A 16,770-nucleotide genomic window follows, 5' to 3' on the forward strand; every position below is an offset into this window, starting at 1 on the left:
GGAGGTCGGGATGAGTGCGTCAGGACTGCTGAGCTGGTCGCCGGGCGGCGGGCTGACACCGGTCGCGGCGGCCGGGGGCCCGCTGCTCGCCGCGGACTCGTGGCTGGTGCGGGAGGGCCGGGTCCGGGCGTACGACCGTCACCGGGAGCGTTTCCTGCGGGCCTGCGCGGAGTGCGGCGGGCCCGGGCCGCGCCCGCTGGTGGAGTTCTGGCGGGAGGTGACGGCCGCGCTGCCGCGCACGGGCGAGTGGTTCCCCCGGGTCGAACTCACGGCGGGGTCGAGGGAGTTGCGGTTGCTGCTGCGGCACGCGCCGCCGCTGGGCGCGGAGATCCGGCTGTGGGCCGTGGGCCAGGAGGACCCGCGCACCGCGCCCCGGCGCAAGGGCCCCGATCTCGACGTGCTGGCCGAGGTGCGGGCGCGCGCGGCCGCCGCGGGCGCCCAGGAGGCGGTGCTGGTCGGGCCGTCCGGGGTGGTGCGGGAGTCGCCGACGGCCGGGGTGCTGTGGTGGGAGGGGGACACCCTGTGCCTGCCGCCGTCGCGGCTGCCGCTGCTGCCCTCGGTGACGACGGCGCTGGTCCTGGAGCGGGCCGTGCGCGAGGGCTTCCGCGTCGACCGCCGGGAGCGGACGGTGGCCGAGCTGGACGGGCGCGAGGTGTGGACGGTGAACGCCCTGCACGGCCTCCGCCCGGTGACGGGCTGGGCGGGGGCGGACATCGAGGCCGGCCCGGCGGCACGGGCGGCGGAATTCCGGGAATGGCTGGAGGGTGTGCGGGAGCCGCTGCCGGGAGCGTGAACACGGAAAAAGCATCGGACATCGACGCGGGAAGTCGATGCCCGAATTACGTGCGCCTTTTCGGTGATTAATTCTTCACTTCTTCACTTCTTCACGGGCTGATAAGACCCCGGTACCATCCGCGTGGCGATCGCGATGCGGTTGTACGCGTTGATGACGGTGGCCGCCCAGATCAACGCCGCGAGCTGCGCCTCGTCGAAGACCTCGGCCGCCTCGGCGTAGACGTCCTCCGGCACGTGTCCGTCGGCGACGAAGGTCACGGCCTCGGTCAACGCCAGCGCGGCGCGCTCCCGTCCGCTGAAGAAGGGGGTCTCCCGCCAGGCGCTCAGGGCGTAGATCCGCTGCTCGGTCTCGTCGGCGGCGCGGGCGTCCTTGGTGTGCATGTCGAGGCAGAAGGCGCAGCCGTTGAGCTGTGAGGCGCGAATCCTGAGCAGTTCCAGGATCTCCGGTTCGACTTTCGCGTCCTGTGCCGCGGCGACGGCGGCGGCGTGCAGGGAACCCATCGCCGCGGAGACGTCGGGGGTGATTTTCTTCAGGGCCACACGAGATATCCGGTCAGGGTTGCTCATGAGCTCGACTATATCCGTGAATTCGCATTCCGGGGCCGCTTCGGATAGCCCTCCCCCAACAGGCGCGGGCCCCGCTCCGCAACCGGAACGGGGCCCGTGGCCGTCACAGAACCGCTCAGATGAGGCCGAGGCTGCGTACCGCCTCGCGCTCCTCCTCCAGCTCCTTCACCGACGCGTCGATCCGCGCCCGCGAGAACTCGTTGATGTCCAGGCCCTGGACGATCTCGTAGACGCCGTCCTTGGTGGTGACCGGGAAGGAGGAGATCAGGCCCTCCGGGACGCCGTAGGAGCCGTCCGACGGGATGCCCATGGAGGTCCAGTCGCCCTCGGCGGTGCCGTTGACCCAGGTGTGCACGTGGTCGATCGCGGCGTTGGCGGCGGAGGCGGCCGAGGAGGCGCCACGGGCCTCGATGATGGCCGCACCGCGCTTGGCGACGGTCGGGATGAAGTCCTCGGCGAGCCACTTCTCGTCGCCCACGACCTCGGCGGCGTTCTTGCCGGCGACGGTGGCGTGGAAGATGTCCGGGTACTGGGTCGCGGAGTGGTTGCCCCAGATGGTCAGCCGCTTGATGTCGGCGACCGTCGAGCCCGTCTTCTTCGCGAGCTGGGTCAGCGCGCGGTTGTGGTCGAGGCGGGTCATCGCGGTGAAGCGCTCGGCCGGTACGTCCGGGGCGGCGGCCTGGGCGATCAGGGCGTTGGTGTTGGCCGGGTTGCCGACCACGAGGACCTTGATGTCGTCCGCGGCGTGGTCGTTGATGGCCTTGCCCTGCGGCTTGAAGATGCCGCCGTTGGCGGAGAGCAGGTCACCGCGCTCCATGCCCTTGGTGCGCGGGCGGGCGCCGACGAGCAGGGCGACGTTGGCACCGTCGAACGCGACGTTCGGGTCGTCGGTGATGTCGATGCCCTGGAGCAGCGGGAACGCGCAGTCGTCGAGCTCCATGGCGGTGCCCTCGGCGGCCTTGAGCGCGGGGGTGATCTCCAGGAGGCGCAGCTTGACCGGCACGTCCGCGCCGAGCAGCTGGCCGGAGGCGATGCGGAAGAGCAGGGCGTAACCGATCTGGCCGGCCGCGCCGGTGACGGTGACGTTCACGGGAGTGCGGGTCATGGCGTTCTCCGTATGACAGCTGTCGGTGGGGCGTCCCTGCCCCGGATGGGACGTACAAATGATCGATCTCTTGGTATCAAGAGATCCATCCAGCGGTCAGGCTATCGCGCATCCGGGATCCCGGACGGCCGGGGCGGTGTGGCCCGGCCCACAGACCCGCCCCCGGCACGGACGAAGGGCGGCCGCCGGTCCGGGAGAGGTGGAACCGCGCGGCCGCCGGGTGGGGGTACCGGTCGTGCCGGACTCCCGTGGGGGTACCGTTCGCGTGCCCAGGGTGGGGGAGGGTATTCCTTCCTGTACGCCGGATTTTTCTACCGGGTGCACCCCTGCGCCCCCGAGGCCAGCACCGCACAGGCCTTCGCGTCCTCGGGATCGCGTACGGCGATCATCGGGGTGTACGCGATCGTCTCGCCGGTGCCGGTGATGGTCCCGGTCTCCTCGTGCGAGCCGACGGTCACCCGGACCACGTCCCCCGGTACCGCCCGGGTGATCCGCCCCCAGGCCGCGCCGCACATCTTGCTGTAGCGGACCTCGGCCACGGCCGTCCCGACCACCGCACTGCTCGCGGTGGTCACGAGGTCACCGGTGCACCCCATCCGTTCGGCGTCCTTGCCGGTGCAGCCGGCGCCCGCGCAGCGGACCCCCGGCGGCAAGGCCGGGCTCGTCCGGGCCGACGGCGAGGGCGGGCCGGGGGCACCGGCCGTCCGCCCCGGGAGCACGGCGTGGGTCAGCAGGAACGCGCCCGCGGCGAGGACCAGCACCCCGGCGGCCACGGCGAGGTACCGCACCGGCCGCCGTGTACGCGCCCGCCCGGCTCCCCCGGCCGCAGGTGCCGGCCCGGGCGGCGGGCCGGCGCCCGCGGCCGGCCGGGGCGGCGGTCCGAACGCCCCCGCGGCCCGGGCCCGGACGACGCGCGCATCGTCCACGGTCCGTTCCTGCCGCAGCCGCGCCGTGCTCCAGGCCCGTTCGGCCGACGTCCAGACCGCGACGAGATCGGCCGACGGGGTGCCGGTGGCCTCGGCCAGGGCGACGACCGCGCCCCTGGGCGCGAGCAGCCGGCCGTCGAGGTACTTCTCCCACGCGGTCCTGCTGTACCCGGTCCGGTCCGCGACCGCGCCGACCCCCAGCCCCGCGCGGTCCACCACCCGGCGCAGCAGTTCGGCGAACTCCCTCATCTGTGGGTCGAGTTCGTCCGGCAGGTCCCGCCAGCGAGCCATGGAGCCCCCTCCCTCCGCCCGGCGCCCTTTCGGTCACGTTAGCCCCGATGTCCAGACGATTCGGGACACAAACCCGAACGGCCGACGTATCGGCACGAGAGCTGCACGGGACGCTTCTCAGCCGAAGGCCACGGCCCCGCCGACCACGGCCAGCAGCAGGGCGAGCAGCAGCAGGACAGCGAGGAGCAGGAGCCGTCCGGCGGGGCGGGCCGGCCCGGGTGGCTCGTCCAGCCGCTCCCACCAGGGAACGGTGGGGTCGTCCTCGTACGCCTCACCGGGGTTCGCCGGGGCCGGGCGCGGCCAGGCCTCCACGGCCAGTTCCCAGCGCACGACGTGCCGTTCGGCGTCCGCGCCGGTCACTCCGGCGACCTGGCACAGCGCGGCGACGGCCTGCCGGGGCGGCGGCTGGACGGCGTTGAGATAGCGCTGCCAGGACGACTTGCTGTAAGCGGTGCGGGCGCCGAGCGCGGCGAGGCTCAGGCCGGTGCCGTCCTTGAGCTGCCGCAGCAGCTCCACGAAGTGCCGTACCTCCGGCGGCAGCCCGTCCGGCAGCGGCTGCCAGGCGCCCATCCCGCCCACCTCCTCCTCGGTCCCCTGGACGGGACGACACCGGACGCCCGCCCGGTTCCCGCCCGCCCGGTTCCCGCCCCGGCCGTCGGGCGCGGCCCAGCCACGGAACGGTCACCTCCGTGCCACAGCCCACGGCACCCTGTTGAACGGCCGCTGCCCGCTGGGGCAGCGTGGAGACGCACCGCGGCCCGTCCTTCTCGGGGGAGAGGACGGGCCGCGTGAGGTCTCGGGATCAGCTGCTGACGGTGAAGTGCAGCGTGTCCTTCAGAAAGGGGATCTGGAGCCAGGGATCCGGCTGGGCCATCAACGCCAGCAGCACGATCACCGCCCCCAGTACCCCGTACGTGGCGATGTCGGTGAACCGCGACCGCACCGCCAGCATGCCCACCCCGGGCAGCAGCCACCGCAGCACCGCCCCGGTCAGCAGACCGACGCCGATCATGATCGTGCCCGCCCGGAACTGGTCGAGCGCGGTCACCAGGAGACCGACGGCGATCAGGGCCAGCACGGCGATGATCGGCCACTGCCGTGCGGCCAGCGCGTCGCCGGCCGCGGCCCGCCCCGCGCCCTCGGGGCGCGCGGTGTCCTTGGTGAACAGCGGGAAGCGCCGGGTGTGCCGGCGGGGCACGCCGTCCGCGTCCGGCGCGCTGACCGGGTCCCGCACCTCGATGTCCTCGGCCTCGCCGGGGGTGTCCTCAGCCGGCACTGCGCTCCGCCGCCTCGACCACGTTGACGAGCAGCTGGGCACGGGTCATCGGGCCGACGCCCCCGGGGTTGGGGGAGATCCAGGCGGCGACCTCGCGGACGTCGGGGTGGACGTCGCCCTTGATCCTGCCCTCGGCGTCGCGCGAGACGCCGACGTCGAGGACGGCCGCGCCCGGCTTGATGTCCTCGGCGCGGATCAGATGGGCGCTGCCCGCGGCGGCCACGACGATGTCCGCGCGCTTGAGGTGCGCGGCGAGGTCACGGGTGCCGGTGTGGCACTGGGTCACGGTCGCGTTCTCGCTGCGGCGGGTGAGCAGCAGCGGCATCGGACGGCCGATCGTGACCCCGCGGCCGACGACCACCACCTCCGCGCCCTTGATCTCGACGCCGTAGCGCCGCAGCAGGGTGAGGACGCCGTTCGGGGTGCAGGGCAGCGGGGCGGGCTCGTTGAGGACGAGGCGGCCGAGGTTCATGGGGTGCAGACCGTCGGCGTCCTTGGCCGGGTCCATCAGCTCCAGGATGCGGTTCTCGTCGATGCCGCGGGGCAGCGGGAGCTGGACGATGTACCCGGTGCAGGCGGGGTCGTCGTTGAGCTCGCGGACGACCGCCTCGATCTCCTCCTGCGTGGCCGTGGCGGGCAGTTCACGCTGGATGGAGGCGATGCCGACCTCCGCGCAGTCGCGGTGCTTGCCGGCGACGTACTTCTGGCTGCCGGGGTCCTCCCCGACCAGGATCGTGCCGAGGCCGGGCGTCACACCCTTCTCCTTCAGCGCCGCCACACGGGCGGCCAGTTCTGACTTGATCTCGGCCGCGGTGGCCTTGCCATCGAGAATCTGGGCGGTCATGACCCCATCCTCCCGGATGACGGGCTCCCTGTTCCAATCCGGCCCCGCCCGGCCACGGCCCGCCGCGCGCGAGCGGCGGGACAAGTAACTGGACAAGAAACCGGCCATTGCTCAACGATTGAGGTCACAGTGCCGCGGGCAGTACCGGGGGGACGCACCGCATCTCTGATCTTCCTCCGCAGTGCGCCGCCCGCCGTCCCTGGACTCGACGACCTACGGAGGAAGAAGCGCCATGAGTTTCGGCGACCCGAACAACCCCTACGGCCCGCCCCAGCAACCGCCGCAGCAGCCCGGCTACCCGTCCTACCCCACCGCTCCCCAGCCCGGGTACGGCTAACCGACCGCTCCCCAGCCCGGCCAGGGCTACCCGCAGGCGCCGCCGGTGCCGCAGGGCTACGGCTACCCCGCCCAGATGCCGATGCAGATGCCGGGGCTCGTCACGACCGCCCGGGTGCTGCTGTTCATCCTGTCGGGCTTCCAGTTCCTGGCCGCGGTGATCTTCGGCATCCTCGTCGCGGTGGCGAGCAACGCGGAGAACGACACGGGCCTGGTGGCCGGGGTGGTCGCCGCGGTCGCGGTGCTGATGCTGGCGCTCGGCGGCCTGTCGGTCTTCCTGGGCGTGAAGATGCGCAACGGCCGCGGCGGCATCCGCGTCGGCACGATGATCTACGCGTCGCTGATGATCCTGGGCAGCCTCGTCAACATCGGACAGGGCCTCTCGCAGACGGCCGCCGCGGGCGCCCTCGGCGGAATCATCTCGCTCGCCTTCGGCATCACGATCCTGGTGGCCATGATCAAGGGCGGCGCCTGGTTCAACCGTCCGCGGTACTGAGCCGTACACGGAGGCGGGCGGCCCGGCAGCATGCCGGACCGCCCGCCTCCGTGTACGCGCCGGTCAGTGGAAGAAGTGCCGCGTCCCGGTGAAGTACATGGTGATGCCCGCCTTCTGTGCGGCCTCGACCACCAGCTCGTCGCGGACCGAACCGCCGGGCTGCACGATGGCCTTGACCCCGGCGGCGCCCAGCACGTCGATGTTGTCCGGGAACGGGAAGAACGCGTCCGAGGCGACGTACGCCCCGCGCGCCCGCTCCTCGCCGGCCCGCTCGACGGCGAGCTTGCAGGAGTCGACCCGGTTGACCTGGCCCATGCCGACGCCGACCGAGGCACCGTCCTTGGCGAGCAGGATGGCGTTGGACTTCACCGCCCGGCAGGCCCGCCAGGCGAACGCCAGCTCGGCCAGTTCCTCGGCGCCGAGCGCCTCGCCGGTCGCGAGGGTCCACTGGGCCGGGTCGTCGCCGTCGGCCTGGAGGCGGTCGGTGACCTGGAGCAGGACACCGCCGTCGACGGGCTTGACCTCGACCGGGGCGGCGGGGGCGCCCGGCGCCTTCAGCACCCGGATGTTCTTCTTCTTGGCGAGGGCCTCGAGCGCCCCCTCCTCGTAGTCGGGCGCGACGATGACCTCGGTGAAGATCTCGGCGACCTGCTCGGCCATCTCCTTGCTGACGGGCCGGTTGACGGCGATGACCCCGCCGAAGGCCGACAGCGGGTCACAGGCGTGGGCCTTGCGGTGTGCCTCGGCGACATCCGCCCCGATCGCGATGCCGCACGGGTTGGCGTGCTTGATGATCGCGACGCACGGCTCGTCGTGGTCGTACGCGGCCCGGCGCGCGGCGTCGGTGTCCGTGTAGTTGTTGTACGACATCTCCTTGCCGTGCAGCTGCTCGGCCTTGGCGAGGCCGGCACCGCTGCCGTCGACGTAGAGCGCGGCGGCCTGGTGCGGGTTCTCGCCGTAGCGCAGGGTGTTCTCCCGCGCCCAGGTGGCGCCGAGGAAGTCGGGGAAGCGCGACTCGTCGACGGGGGCGTAGGAGGAGGCGAACCAGGAGGCGACCGCCACGTCGTAGGCGGCGGTGTGCTGGAAGGCCTCGGCGGCGAGCCGCTTGCGGGCGGCGAGGTCGAAGCCGCCGCCCTGCACCGCGGCGAGGACGTCGCCGTAGCGGGCGGGGCTGGTGACGACGGCGACGGACGGGTGGTTCTTGGCCGCCGCGCGGACCATCGACGGGCCGCCGATGTCGATCTGCTCCACGCACTCGTCGTCGGAGGCGCCGGAGGCGACGGTCTCGCGGAACGGGTAGAGGTTGACGACGACCAGGTCGAACGGCTCGACACCCAGCTCGGCGAGCTGTTCGCGGTGGCTGTCGAGGCGCAGGTCGGCGAGGATGCCCGCGTGGACCTTGGGGTGCAGCGTCTTGACGCGGCCGTCCAGGCACTCGGGGAAGCCGGTCAGCTCCTCGACCTTGGTGACGGGGACGCCGGCGGCGGCGATCCGGGAGGCGGTGGAGCCGGTCGAGACCAGCTCGACACCGGCCTCGTGCAGCCCACGGGCCAGCTCCTCGAGTCCGGTCTTGTCGTACACGCTGACGAGCGCGCGCCGGATCGCCCGCTGGGAGCTGCTCTCTGCGGTCTGGGCGGTCACTGGATAACTACCTTTCGTCCCTCAATGCGATAGCCGTTGCGGGCGAGCCGCCCCACGACCTCGACGAGCAGCTTTCGCTCGACGTCCTTGATGCGCTCGTGCAGAGCGCTCTCGTCGTCCTCGTCCCGGACCTCGACCACGCCCTGGGCGATGATCGGTCCGGTGTCGACACCGTCGTCGACGAAGTGGACGGTGCAGCCGGTGACCCGGGCCCCGTACGCCAGCGCGTCACGCACACCGTGCGCGCCGGGGAAGCTGGGCAGCAGCGCGGGGTGCGTGTTGACGAACCGCCCCCCGTACCGGGCCAGGAACTCCTTCCCCACGATCTTCATGAACCCGGCGGAGACGACGAGGTCGGGCTGGTGCGCGGCGACGGCCCGGGTGAGGGCGGCGTCCCACTCCTCCCGGCTGCCGTGGTCCTTGACCTTCGTCACGAAGGTGGGCAGGCCGGCGCGCTCGGCGCGGGCGAGCCCCTCGATCCCGTCCCGGTCGGCTCCGACGGCGACGATCTCGGCCCCGTAGGCCTCGGCGCCGGTGGCGGCGATCTCGTCGAGGAGTGCCTGCAGATTCGTACCGGATCCGGAGACCAGCACGACGAGGCGCTTGGCCACGGACGGCTTGGCGGCCACGGGGAGAACCCTTTCTCGGGGAAGCAGCTGCGCACGGCCGGCGACGCCAGTCGGTTCGACCTGCGACTTGTACGTTCGTACGAATGCATCGCGCCCCCCGATACGGGGAAGCCTACGAAGCAGCCGACCGTCAGCAACGATACCGGCACACGAGGCCGCCCCCACGGGACGGGGGCGTGGCCGGAAGGTAGCGTCTGCGGGGAGCGGGACCGGGAACGCGGTGCCCGTGCGGTGCGTTCCCACTCCGAGAGCTCACCGAAAGCCGAAGCTGGACCGTCGTATCACCTAGGGGAAGACGCACACTTGATGCCGGACCGCAGCCTGCGACTCCACCCGCTCCCCCCGCAGCCCGTGCCGGGAGAGCGCGGCGCCCTGCTGCGCGAGCGCCCGTCATCACCTCCCGAGTCCGACAAGCCCCAGGACGCCCCCGGGGCCGACGAGGACAACCCCTTCGCTCCTCCGCCCGAAGGCACCCCCGACCGCCCCTGGCAGCCCCGCCGTCCGGCGAACGGCGGCGGCGAGAACCCCACCCCCTGGGGCCCGCCGCCGGCCGGGGGCGGCTCCCCCGACGGCGGCCGCTCCCCCTGGGGCGGCCACTGGAGCGACCAGCAGCCCGGCCGCTCCGACGGCGGCTTCGGCGAGCGCCCGGGCGGCGGCCCGGAGGGCCCGACGCCCCCGCCCAACCCCCGCTGGGACCCCACCGACCCGGCCCAGCGCCGCGCCCGTTACGCGCTGCTGTCGGGCATGTGGGCCTTCTTCTTCGCCCTCTTCGGCTGGCCGTACGTGGCCCTGCTGCTCGGCGCCCTCGCCCTGAACTGGGGCATCAGCGCCCTGCGGACCAAGCCCCGCACCCCCGACCCCGACACCCCGGCCGCCCCCACGGGCCGCCCGCAGACGACCGCCGCCATCAGCGGCCTGGTCACCGCCTCCCTGGCCCTCGCCCTGGTGGCCACGACCTTCACCGCGCAGCTCGTCTACCGCGACTACTACACCTGCACCAAGGACGCCCTCACCAGCGAGGCACGGCAGTCCTGCAGCGACCTCCTCCCGAAGGAACTGAAGGGCATCCTGGGCGCGAACGCGTAGGGCGGCGCCGCCAGGCGCGGGCGCCGGTCCGGTCCGTGCGGTCCGTCCGGCCCGTGCGGTCCGTCCGGCCCGTGCGGCGTGCGCAGACGAGGCGCGTCCGAGGACCAGGCCCGGGCCCGGTCAGGGCCGCTCGGGAGTTCGGGCGGCGGATCCCCCTCCCGGCGGAGGCGGGACAAGCGGGGTGGGCGGGGCAGACGGCGGCGGCGGGGCAAGCGACTTGGGCGGCGCAGACGGCGCTGGCGGGGCAAGCGACGTGGGCGGGACAAGTGGGGCGGGCGGGGCAGACGGCGGCGGGGGGGCAAGCGACGTGGGCGGGACAAGCGGGGCGGGCGGGGCAAGCGACGCCGGCGGGGCAAGCGACGTGGGCGGGGCGGCCGGCTCCTCCTCGCCCGCCGCGTCCCGCAGCGCGGCCCACCGCGCCGCCCGGGCTTCCTTGCCCTGCCATTCCGGCTCCTCCCCGCCCGCCTCCACCGCATCGAAGTCGTACGGTTCCGCCGCGGGCTCCGCCCCCGGACCAGGCTGACCCGCCACCGCTTCCCGTGCCTCGCCATGCCCCTCCTCCCGGACGACCGCAGCCGCCATCCCCGCGCCGGTCCAGGAAAACTCCCTGACCCCCCGCCCCCGCCATCTGCGCACCCACAGCCCCACCGGCACCCCCACCCCCACCACCCACGCCGCGGCCGCCGCCCCCACCTGCCAGCCGACCGGCCCGAACCGGGCCATCGCCCCCACCCCCAGCGGCCCACCGGCCAACGTCCCGAGCACCCCCACCACCACGGCGCACCCCACGCCCGCCGAGGCCACGGCCCCGGCGGTCCGCCACCGCGACCACGCCTCCACCGGCGCCTCGGCCACCCCGCCGCTGGAGCCGGCCCCCGCGGTCCCCACGCACACCCCCACCACCACCCCGGCCAGCACCGGCACCACCCCGGCCGCCCAGTTCCACGCCGTCCCCGGCCCCGCCTCCGGCACCGCCGCCAGCAGCGGAAACGGCGGCAGCAAGGGCGCCGGATCCGACCCCAGCGGCGACACCACGTGCCCCACGCCCAGCACATATCCGGGGCCCACCGCGTAGGCCGCCCCCCACACCGCCGCGTTCGGCACCAGCGCCAGACACAGCAGCAGCACCGCGAACCGCCCCGACCACCCCTCCGTCAGCTGGAGGAAGGCCCCCCGGGCGGCGCCCGCGTGCCAGACCGACGACACCGCCACCAGCGACGCCCCGCCCCCCACCAGGGCCACGGCGCCGGCCTGTGCCGCCCGCGCCGCCACCGCGATCCACCGCGGCCCCTCCCGCCGGGGCACCACCCGCCCCAGCGGCTCCAGGGGCCTCCCGCACGCCGACCACACCCCCGCCCCCGCCGCGACCACGGCCACCGCCGGCACGCCCGCCGCGGTCCACCCCCACGAGGGCCGCAGCGCACCGCCGGCCGCGTACCAGGCCGCTCCCAGCCCCACCACGAGATAACCGGCCACGACCCCCACCCAGGCGGTCCGCGGATCGACCGGCCCGCGCCTGACCCCGTCCACGCCCCCGCTCCCCCCGTCCCCGTCCCCTTCTTCCTCTGCGTCCCCGTCCCCCTCGACCGCGTCCCGAGCGGCCCGGTGCACCAACCACACCGGAAGCACCAGCAGCAGCAACGGGGTCACCCCGACCGGCGCGGGCACCCCGGACAGCGTGTCGGTGCGCACGAGTTCCGCCCCGTGCGCCAGCAGCCACAGCGCGGCGGCGACATGCAGCGCCCCGCCCGGTCCGCTGTCCGGATACGGCGAGCTGATCCACAGCACCATCACCAGCACGGCGAACACCGCGAGCCCCAGTCCGGCGGCCAGCACCCCGCCGAGTACGGAGACCACGAGCCCCGGCGAGCGATCACGCATACGGGAGGAGAGCGAAGGCGGCGTCACGCCCGCCATGGTCCCAACGACACGCGCTTTACGGGCGTAACGGGCGAACCTTCGCCGTGTCACTCAATATACGTTTATGTTCTTTTTCGTACGGAGCAGCTCCCGGCGCCGCCGCAAGCCCGAGGCGTACGCGTGAAGAACCCGACTCCACCCCTCACCCTCCGGCTGACGCCCGCTCAGGCCTTCGACGCCCTGTACGCGTTCTGCGCCCCGGCCCTCGTCCGCCAGAGCTACCTCCTCTGCGGCCGCCGCGAACTCGCCCGTGAATCCGTCGAACGGGCCTTTCAACTCGCCTGGCAGCGCTGGCCCGAGGTGGCGGTCGACCGTGACCCGGCCGGCTGGGTCCGGGCCGCCGCGCACGAGTACGCGCTCTCCCCCTGGCACCGGTTCCGCCTCGGCTTCCGGCACCCCGAACCCCCGCCAGCCGACGCCGCCGACCGCGCCCTGCTCGCCGTACTCCTCGCGCTCCCGCCGTCGTACCGCCGGACGGTCCTCCTCTACGACGGTGTCGGCCTCGATCTGCCGGAGACGGCGGCGGAGACGGAGGCGAGCACACCGGCGACCGCGCACCGCCTGCTGCACGCGCGCGAGGCCCTCGCCGCGTCGCTGCCCCAGCTGGCCGATCCGGCCGCGCTGCACACGCGCCTCGCCGAGCTGGCCTCGGCGGAACGTCTGCGCGCGGCCCGCCCCTCGACCGTCCGGGCGGGCGGCGAGGCCCGCGCCCGTTTCTGGACCCGGGCGGCGATCGCCTTCACGGTGGCGATCATCGGCGCGACGGCGCTGACCGTGCACTCGGCGCCCACGCGCTACGACCCGCCGGTCCCCCCGGGCGCAACGGTCCGGGGAGTCCCCCCGGAGGCGGCCCCGGGGACCCTGTCGAAGAAGCAGACGGCGCTGCGGAAGAAGCTCCGTTCGAACCCGGCGTACGGCCCCGAACGCCTCGCCCCCCAACCGCGCTGACGGCCCCGGGAAAACGCGGTGGGCCCGCCCCCATCAGGGGGAACGGGCCCACGAACGTCCGGCTGCGAGGCCGTTCAGCCGGCGAGGATCTCGCGCGCCAGCTTCGCCGTCTCGGTCGGCGTCTTGCCCACCTTGACGCCGGCGGCCTCGAGGGCCTCCTTCTTCGCGGCGGCCGTACCGGAGGAGCCGGAGACGATGGCGCCGGCGTGGCCCATGGTCTTGCCCTCGGGCGCGGTGAAGCCCGCGACGTAGCCGACGACCGGCTTCTTCACGTTGTCCTTGATGAAGGCCGCGGCACGCTCCTCGGCGTCGCCGCCGATCTCACCGATCATCACGATCAGGTCGGTGTCGGGGTCGGCCTCGAACGCGGCGAGCGCGTCGATGTGGGTCGTACCGATGACGGGGTCGCCACCGATGCCCACCGCCGACGAGAAGCCGATGTCCCGCAGCTCGTACATCATCTGGTACGTCAGCGTGCCGGACTTCGAGACCAGGCCGATACGGCCCGGCTTGGTGATGTCGCCCGGGATGATGCCGGCGTTCGACTGACCGGGGGTGATCAGACCCGGGCAGTTCGGGCCGATGATCCGGGTCTTGTCGCCCTTGGACACGGCGTACGCGTAGAACGCGGCCGAGTCGTGGACGGCGATGCCCTCGGTGATGACGACCGCGAGCGGGATCTCGGCGTCGATGGCCTCGACGACGGCGGCCTTGGCGAAGGCCGGCGGCACGAAGAGCACGGACACGTTGGCGCCCGTCTTCTCGATGGCCTCGGCGACGGTGCCGAAGACCGGGATCTCGGTGCCGTCGATGTCGACGGACGTGCCGGCCTTGCGGGGGTTCACGCCACCGACGATGTTCGTGCCGTCGGCCAGCATGAGCTTGGTGTGCTTCATGCCCGTGGCACCGGTCATGCCCTGGACGATGACCTTGCTGTCCTTGTTGAGGAAGATAGCCATGGCTGTGGTGTCCCTCGTCCCTTACTTCGCAGCCGCGAGCTCGGCGGCCTTGTCGGCCGCGCCGTCCATGGTGTCCACGCGCTGCACCAGCGGGTGGTTGGCGTCGGAGAGGATCTGACGACCCAGCTCGGCGTTGTTGCCGTCCAGACGCACGACGAGCGGCTTGGTGACGTTCTCGCCGCGGTCCTCCAGGAGCTTCAGCGCCTGGACGATGCCGTTGGCGACCTCGTCGCACGCGGTGATGCCGCCGAAGACGTTGACGAAGACGGACTTGACGTCCGGGTCGCCGAGGATGATCTCCAGGCCGTTCGCCATGACGGCAGCGGAGGCGCCGCCGCCGATGTCGAGGAAGTTGGCGGGCTTGACGCCCCCGTGGTTCTCACCGGCGTACGCGACCACGTCGAGGGTGCTCATGACGAGACCCGCGCCGTTGCCGATGATGCCGACCTCGCCGTCGAGCTTGACGTAGTTGAGGTTCTTGGCCTTGGCGGCGGCCTCCAGCGGGTTCGCGGAGTCCTTGTCCTGGAGCGCCTCGTGCTCGGGCTGGCGGAACTCGGCGTTCTCGTCCAGGGAGACCTTGCCGTCCAGGGCGATGACGTCACCGGAGGCGACCTTGGCCAGCGGGTTGACCTCGACGAGGAGCGCGTCCTCGGCGACGAAGGTCTTCCACAGCGTGACCAGGACGTCGGCGACCTTGTCGGCGACCTCGGCCGGGAACTTGGCGGCCGCGACGATCTCGCGGGCCTTCTCCGGGGTGACGCCCTCGTTGGCGTCGATCGGCGTCTTGGCGACGGCCTCCGGACGGGTGGCCGCCACCTCCTCGATCTCCATGCCGCCCTCGACGGACGCGATGGAGAGGAAGGTGCGGTTGGCACGGTCGAGGAGGAAGGAGACGTAGTACTCCTCCACGATCTCCGGAGCCGTCTCGGCGATCATCACCTTGTGGACCGTGTGGCCCTTGATGTCCATGCCGAGGATGTTGGTCGCGTGCTCGACCGCCTCGTCGGCGGAAGCGGCGAGCTTGACGCCGCCGGCCTTGCCACGGCCGCCGACCTTCACCTGGGCCTTGACGACGGACTTGCCACCGAGACGCTCGGTGGCTGCGCGGGCCGCCTCAGGCGTGTCGATGACTTCACCGGCCAGCACCGGTACATCGTGCTTGGCGAAGAGGTCCCTCGCCTGGTACTCGAACAGGTCCACGCGCTTCCGTCCCTATCAGTGATCTCGCGGTTCGTTGGATGCGTGGGCGTGCCGCGATGGGCAACGTGACGTCCGCATGTGTCACAGGGGAGGCGCACACGGTGTCCGAGCGCGCGGCATGTCCGTCTCGCAGGTTATCGCTGCTTGCGGGGGGCCTCTAAATCGCGGGTCACACCTGAGCGGTGATACCTGTCACATGATGTCGCGTTCACTGGCACGCAGTGTCGCGCGGGCGGGGCCTCACCGGGTGGGGGTCGACCCGGTGAGGCCCCTTGACCAGCCCTTTCAAGGGCCGCGGGCGAGCGATCCCCGCCCCGACGGGGACCTCTCACCCTCCTCCGCGAGGCGCGAACCGGACAGTCCGACGGCTTTCGGCCATCCGGGCCGTCACCTCACGCAGTACTTTCGGGGAGCGCGGGAAGGCGCTCAGGCTCCGTACGCCGGATCGACCGACTGTCCGGTCAGGCCGTGCGCGCACCGCTCTCCGGCAGCGACGCCTCCCTCGGCGTACGGCCGCACCTGCTCGACCACGCCGTACGCCGTTCCGTCGGTGTCGCTGGGGGCGAGGGGGGCGGCGTGAACCGCCGGAACGGCGGGGGCGGCGGGCGCGGCGGGCGCGCCGAGGGCGGTGAGGGCGGCAGCCCTGGAGGCGAAGGAGGAGGCGGGCCGGTGGCCGGCCGCCCGCAGCGCCTGGTCGGCGCGGGCAGCCCGGGCGCCCAGGATGACCTGGACGGCACCGCTCCTCGCCCTGGCCGCGGCCCGGGACCGGATGTGGGTGACGGTGGCGGTGTCCGGGACCGTCGAGGTCATGTCGGCGGCGGCCGGGAAACGGCGGATGTTCTTGTCCATGCGTACGTCAGATCCTTATGGGGGTTCCGAGAACTCGGAAGGCTGAGGGACGTTCCGGCGCCCGGGCGCGACGGCTCGGGGCACGGGTGGGCAGACCTGTTCCACCCCCGCGCGGCAGGTCTGCGACGAGGGAAAGGGCCGCCCGGACCTAGCCGGGGAAGACCGGAACGTCCTGGTGCCTGTCCCGGGTCCCGGCCGCGTCCGACCGCACGACGACGCCCGACACCTGCGGCACCGGCATCCGGTGGGACACCGTCACGGCGTGGGCGTCGGCGTGCCGCGACGCGCCGCCGCCGAGCGCGGAGGAACCGCCCAGCAGACCGCTCGGCTCACCGCCCGGGACCCGGTGCGCGGGAGCCTGCCCGGCGCGGGCGGGCGCCGGGTCGTGGTGCGAGGCCGCGCGCAGGCCGCCCCCGTCGCCGAGGACGGCGGGGACGGCGGGCAGCACGAGGCCGTACGACGCCGTGGCCGCGTCGGCCGCCCCGTGCCGCGGGGAGACATGCCGGGACCGGTGTCCGTCGGGCGACGAGGTCACCGGAGAATCCTGCGTGGGTGCCTGGATCACCGGCACCGGAAGCGGAAGCGGAAGCGGCTGCGCCGGGAGGGAGGGCGGTTCGGAGGCGTCCGGCAGCTCCGCCGGATCCGGCAGTCGTCCCAGGTCGGTGAGGACCGGCAGCTCCACCGGGAGGGGCAGCGCCGCGGAGACCTGCGCCACCTGCCCCGTCACCGCCGTCACGACGTCCTGCACCGGCCGCAGGACCCGCTCGACCTGCACCACCGGGAGCGGGAGCGAGAGCGAGACCGGGAGCGGGAGCACCACTGGTGCCGGAGTCGTGTGCGGTGCCGGGGCCGTGTGCGGTGCCGGGGCCGTAGGCGGTGCCGGAGTCGTGGTCGGTGCCGGA

Annotated in this window: 17 protein-coding genes; 4 read left to right on the forward strand and 13 right to left on the reverse strand. The window is 73.3% G+C overall.

What is annotated here, in order from left to right:
- The first annotated feature begins 10 nt into the window (after positions 1-10).
- A complete protein-coding gene (locus AQJ58_RS12700) occupies positions 11-793 on the forward strand; it encodes an aminotransferase class IV (RefSeq protein WP_067248947.1) in 783 nt (260 codons plus the stop codon).
- Between the two features lie 83 nt (positions 794-876).
- Here AQJ58_RS12700 and AQJ58_RS12705 read toward each other — a convergent pair whose 3' ends face one another.
- From AQJ58_RS12705 to AQJ58_RS12730, 6 genes are all read right to left on the reverse strand, one after another.
- Positions 877-1,362: a carboxymuconolactone decarboxylase family protein gene (locus AQJ58_RS12705; protein WP_067248953.1), complete on the reverse strand. Its 486-nt coding sequence runs from the start codon at positions 1,360-1,362 to the stop codon at positions 877-879.
- Between the two features lie 115 nt (positions 1,363-1,477).
- Positions 1,478-2,467 carry a malate dehydrogenase gene (locus AQJ58_RS12710; RefSeq protein WP_067248958.1) on the reverse strand — a complete coding sequence of 330 codons (990 nt, stop codon included), beginning with the start codon at positions 2,465-2,467 and terminating at the stop codon, positions 1,478-1,480.
- 311 nt (positions 2,468-2,778) lie between these two features.
- The gene (locus AQJ58_RS12715) at positions 2,779-3,684 is read right to left on the reverse strand and encodes a helix-turn-helix domain-containing protein (protein WP_067248961.1); all 906 of its coding nucleotides are present in this window, start codon (positions 3,682-3,684) and stop codon (positions 2,779-2,781) included.
- A gap of 117 nt (positions 3,685-3,801) precedes the next feature.
- Entirely contained in the window at positions 3,802-4,254 is a 453-nt protein-coding gene (locus tag AQJ58_RS12720) for a helix-turn-helix domain-containing protein (protein WP_067248966.1), read from the reverse strand.
- A gap of 232 nt (positions 4,255-4,486) precedes the next feature.
- Positions 4,487-4,960: a DUF3017 domain-containing protein gene (locus AQJ58_RS12725; RefSeq protein WP_067248971.1), complete on the reverse strand. Its 474-nt coding sequence runs from the start codon at positions 4,958-4,960 to the stop codon at positions 4,487-4,489.
- On the reverse strand, positions 4,950-5,804 hold the full coding sequence (locus tag AQJ58_RS12730) for a bifunctional methylenetetrahydrofolate dehydrogenase/methenyltetrahydrofolate cyclohydrolase (protein ID WP_067248974.1): 855 nt from the start codon (positions 5,802-5,804) through the stop codon (positions 4,950-4,952). Before AQJ58_RS12730 ends, AQJ58_RS12725 begins: the two co-directional genes overlap by 11 nt.
- Before the next feature lie 382 nt (positions 5,805-6,186).
- On the opposite strand from AQJ58_RS12730, the gene AQJ58_RS12735 reads away from it, so the two are divergent.
- Positions 6,187-6,636 (forward strand): hypothetical protein, encoded by a 450-nt coding sequence (locus tag AQJ58_RS12735; protein WP_324613754.1) that lies wholly within the window; start codon positions 6,187-6,189, stop codon positions 6,634-6,636.
- A gap of 63 nt (positions 6,637-6,699) precedes the next feature.
- Here the strand turns inward: AQJ58_RS12735 and purH are convergent, their stop codons facing one another.
- Both purH and purN read right to left on the reverse strand, forming a co-directional pair.
- A complete protein-coding gene (purH, locus tag AQJ58_RS12740) occupies positions 6,700-8,277 on the reverse strand; it encodes a bifunctional phosphoribosylaminoimidazolecarboxamide formyltransferase/IMP cyclohydrolase (protein WP_067248977.1) in 1,578 nt (525 codons plus the stop codon).
- A complete protein-coding gene (gene purN, locus AQJ58_RS12745) occupies positions 8,274-8,906 on the reverse strand; it encodes a phosphoribosylglycinamide formyltransferase (protein ID WP_067248979.1) in 633 nt (210 codons plus the stop codon). Before purN ends, purH begins: the two co-directional genes overlap by 4 nt.
- Positions 8,907-9,212: 306 nt before the next feature.
- Here purN and AQJ58_RS12750 point away from each other — a divergent pair, with 306 nt between their 5' ends.
- The gene (locus AQJ58_RS12750) at positions 9,213-9,992 is read left to right on the forward strand and encodes a hypothetical protein (protein WP_067248982.1); all 780 of its coding nucleotides are present in this window, start codon (positions 9,213-9,215) and stop codon (positions 9,990-9,992) included.
- A gap of 120 nt (positions 9,993-10,112) precedes the next feature.
- Here the strand turns inward: AQJ58_RS12750 and AQJ58_RS12755 are convergent, their stop codons facing one another.
- A complete protein-coding gene (locus AQJ58_RS12755; RefSeq protein ID WP_067248985.1) occupies positions 10,113-11,909 on the reverse strand; it encodes a cell division protein PerM in 1,797 nt (598 codons plus the stop codon).
- A 123-nt stretch (positions 11,910-12,032) separates the two neighbouring features.
- On the opposite strand from AQJ58_RS12755, the gene AQJ58_RS12760 reads away from it, so the two are divergent.
- Positions 12,033-12,860 (forward strand): SigE family RNA polymerase sigma factor, encoded by an 828-nt coding sequence (locus tag AQJ58_RS12760; protein ID WP_067248988.1) that lies wholly within the window; start codon positions 12,033-12,035, stop codon positions 12,858-12,860.
- Positions 12,861-12,934: 74 nt separating this feature from the next.
- Here AQJ58_RS12760 and sucD read toward each other — a convergent pair whose 3' ends face one another.
- The 4 genes from sucD to AQJ58_RS12780 form a co-directional block, all read right to left on the reverse strand.
- Positions 12,935-13,819 carry a succinate--CoA ligase subunit alpha gene (sucD, locus tag AQJ58_RS12765; protein ID WP_067248991.1) on the reverse strand — a complete coding sequence of 295 codons (885 nt, stop codon included), beginning with the start codon at positions 13,817-13,819 and terminating at the stop codon, positions 12,935-12,937.
- Positions 13,820-13,840: 21 nt separating this feature from the next.
- Positions 13,841-15,019 (reverse strand): ADP-forming succinate--CoA ligase subunit beta, encoded by a 1,179-nt coding sequence (sucC, locus tag AQJ58_RS12770; RefSeq protein WP_067248994.1) that lies wholly within the window; start codon positions 15,017-15,019, stop codon positions 13,841-13,843.
- Positions 15,020-15,445: 426 nt separating this feature from the next.
- Positions 15,446-15,868 (reverse strand): hypothetical protein, encoded by a 423-nt coding sequence (locus AQJ58_RS43285; RefSeq protein ID WP_067248996.1) that lies wholly within the window; start codon positions 15,866-15,868, stop codon positions 15,446-15,448.
- Between the two features lie 148 nt (positions 15,869-16,016).
- Positions 16,017-16,688: a hypothetical protein gene (locus AQJ58_RS12780; protein WP_079078889.1), complete on the reverse strand. Its 672-nt coding sequence runs from the start codon at positions 16,686-16,688 to the stop codon at positions 16,017-16,019.
- Positions 16,689-16,770 lie beyond the last annotated feature (82 nt).

Origin of the sequence: Streptomyces sp. DSM 15324 (assembly GCF_001514285.1) — a bacterium.
In the GTDB taxonomy this organism is placed as follows: Bacteria; Actinomycetota; Actinomycetes; order Streptomycetales; family Streptomycetaceae; genus Streptomyces.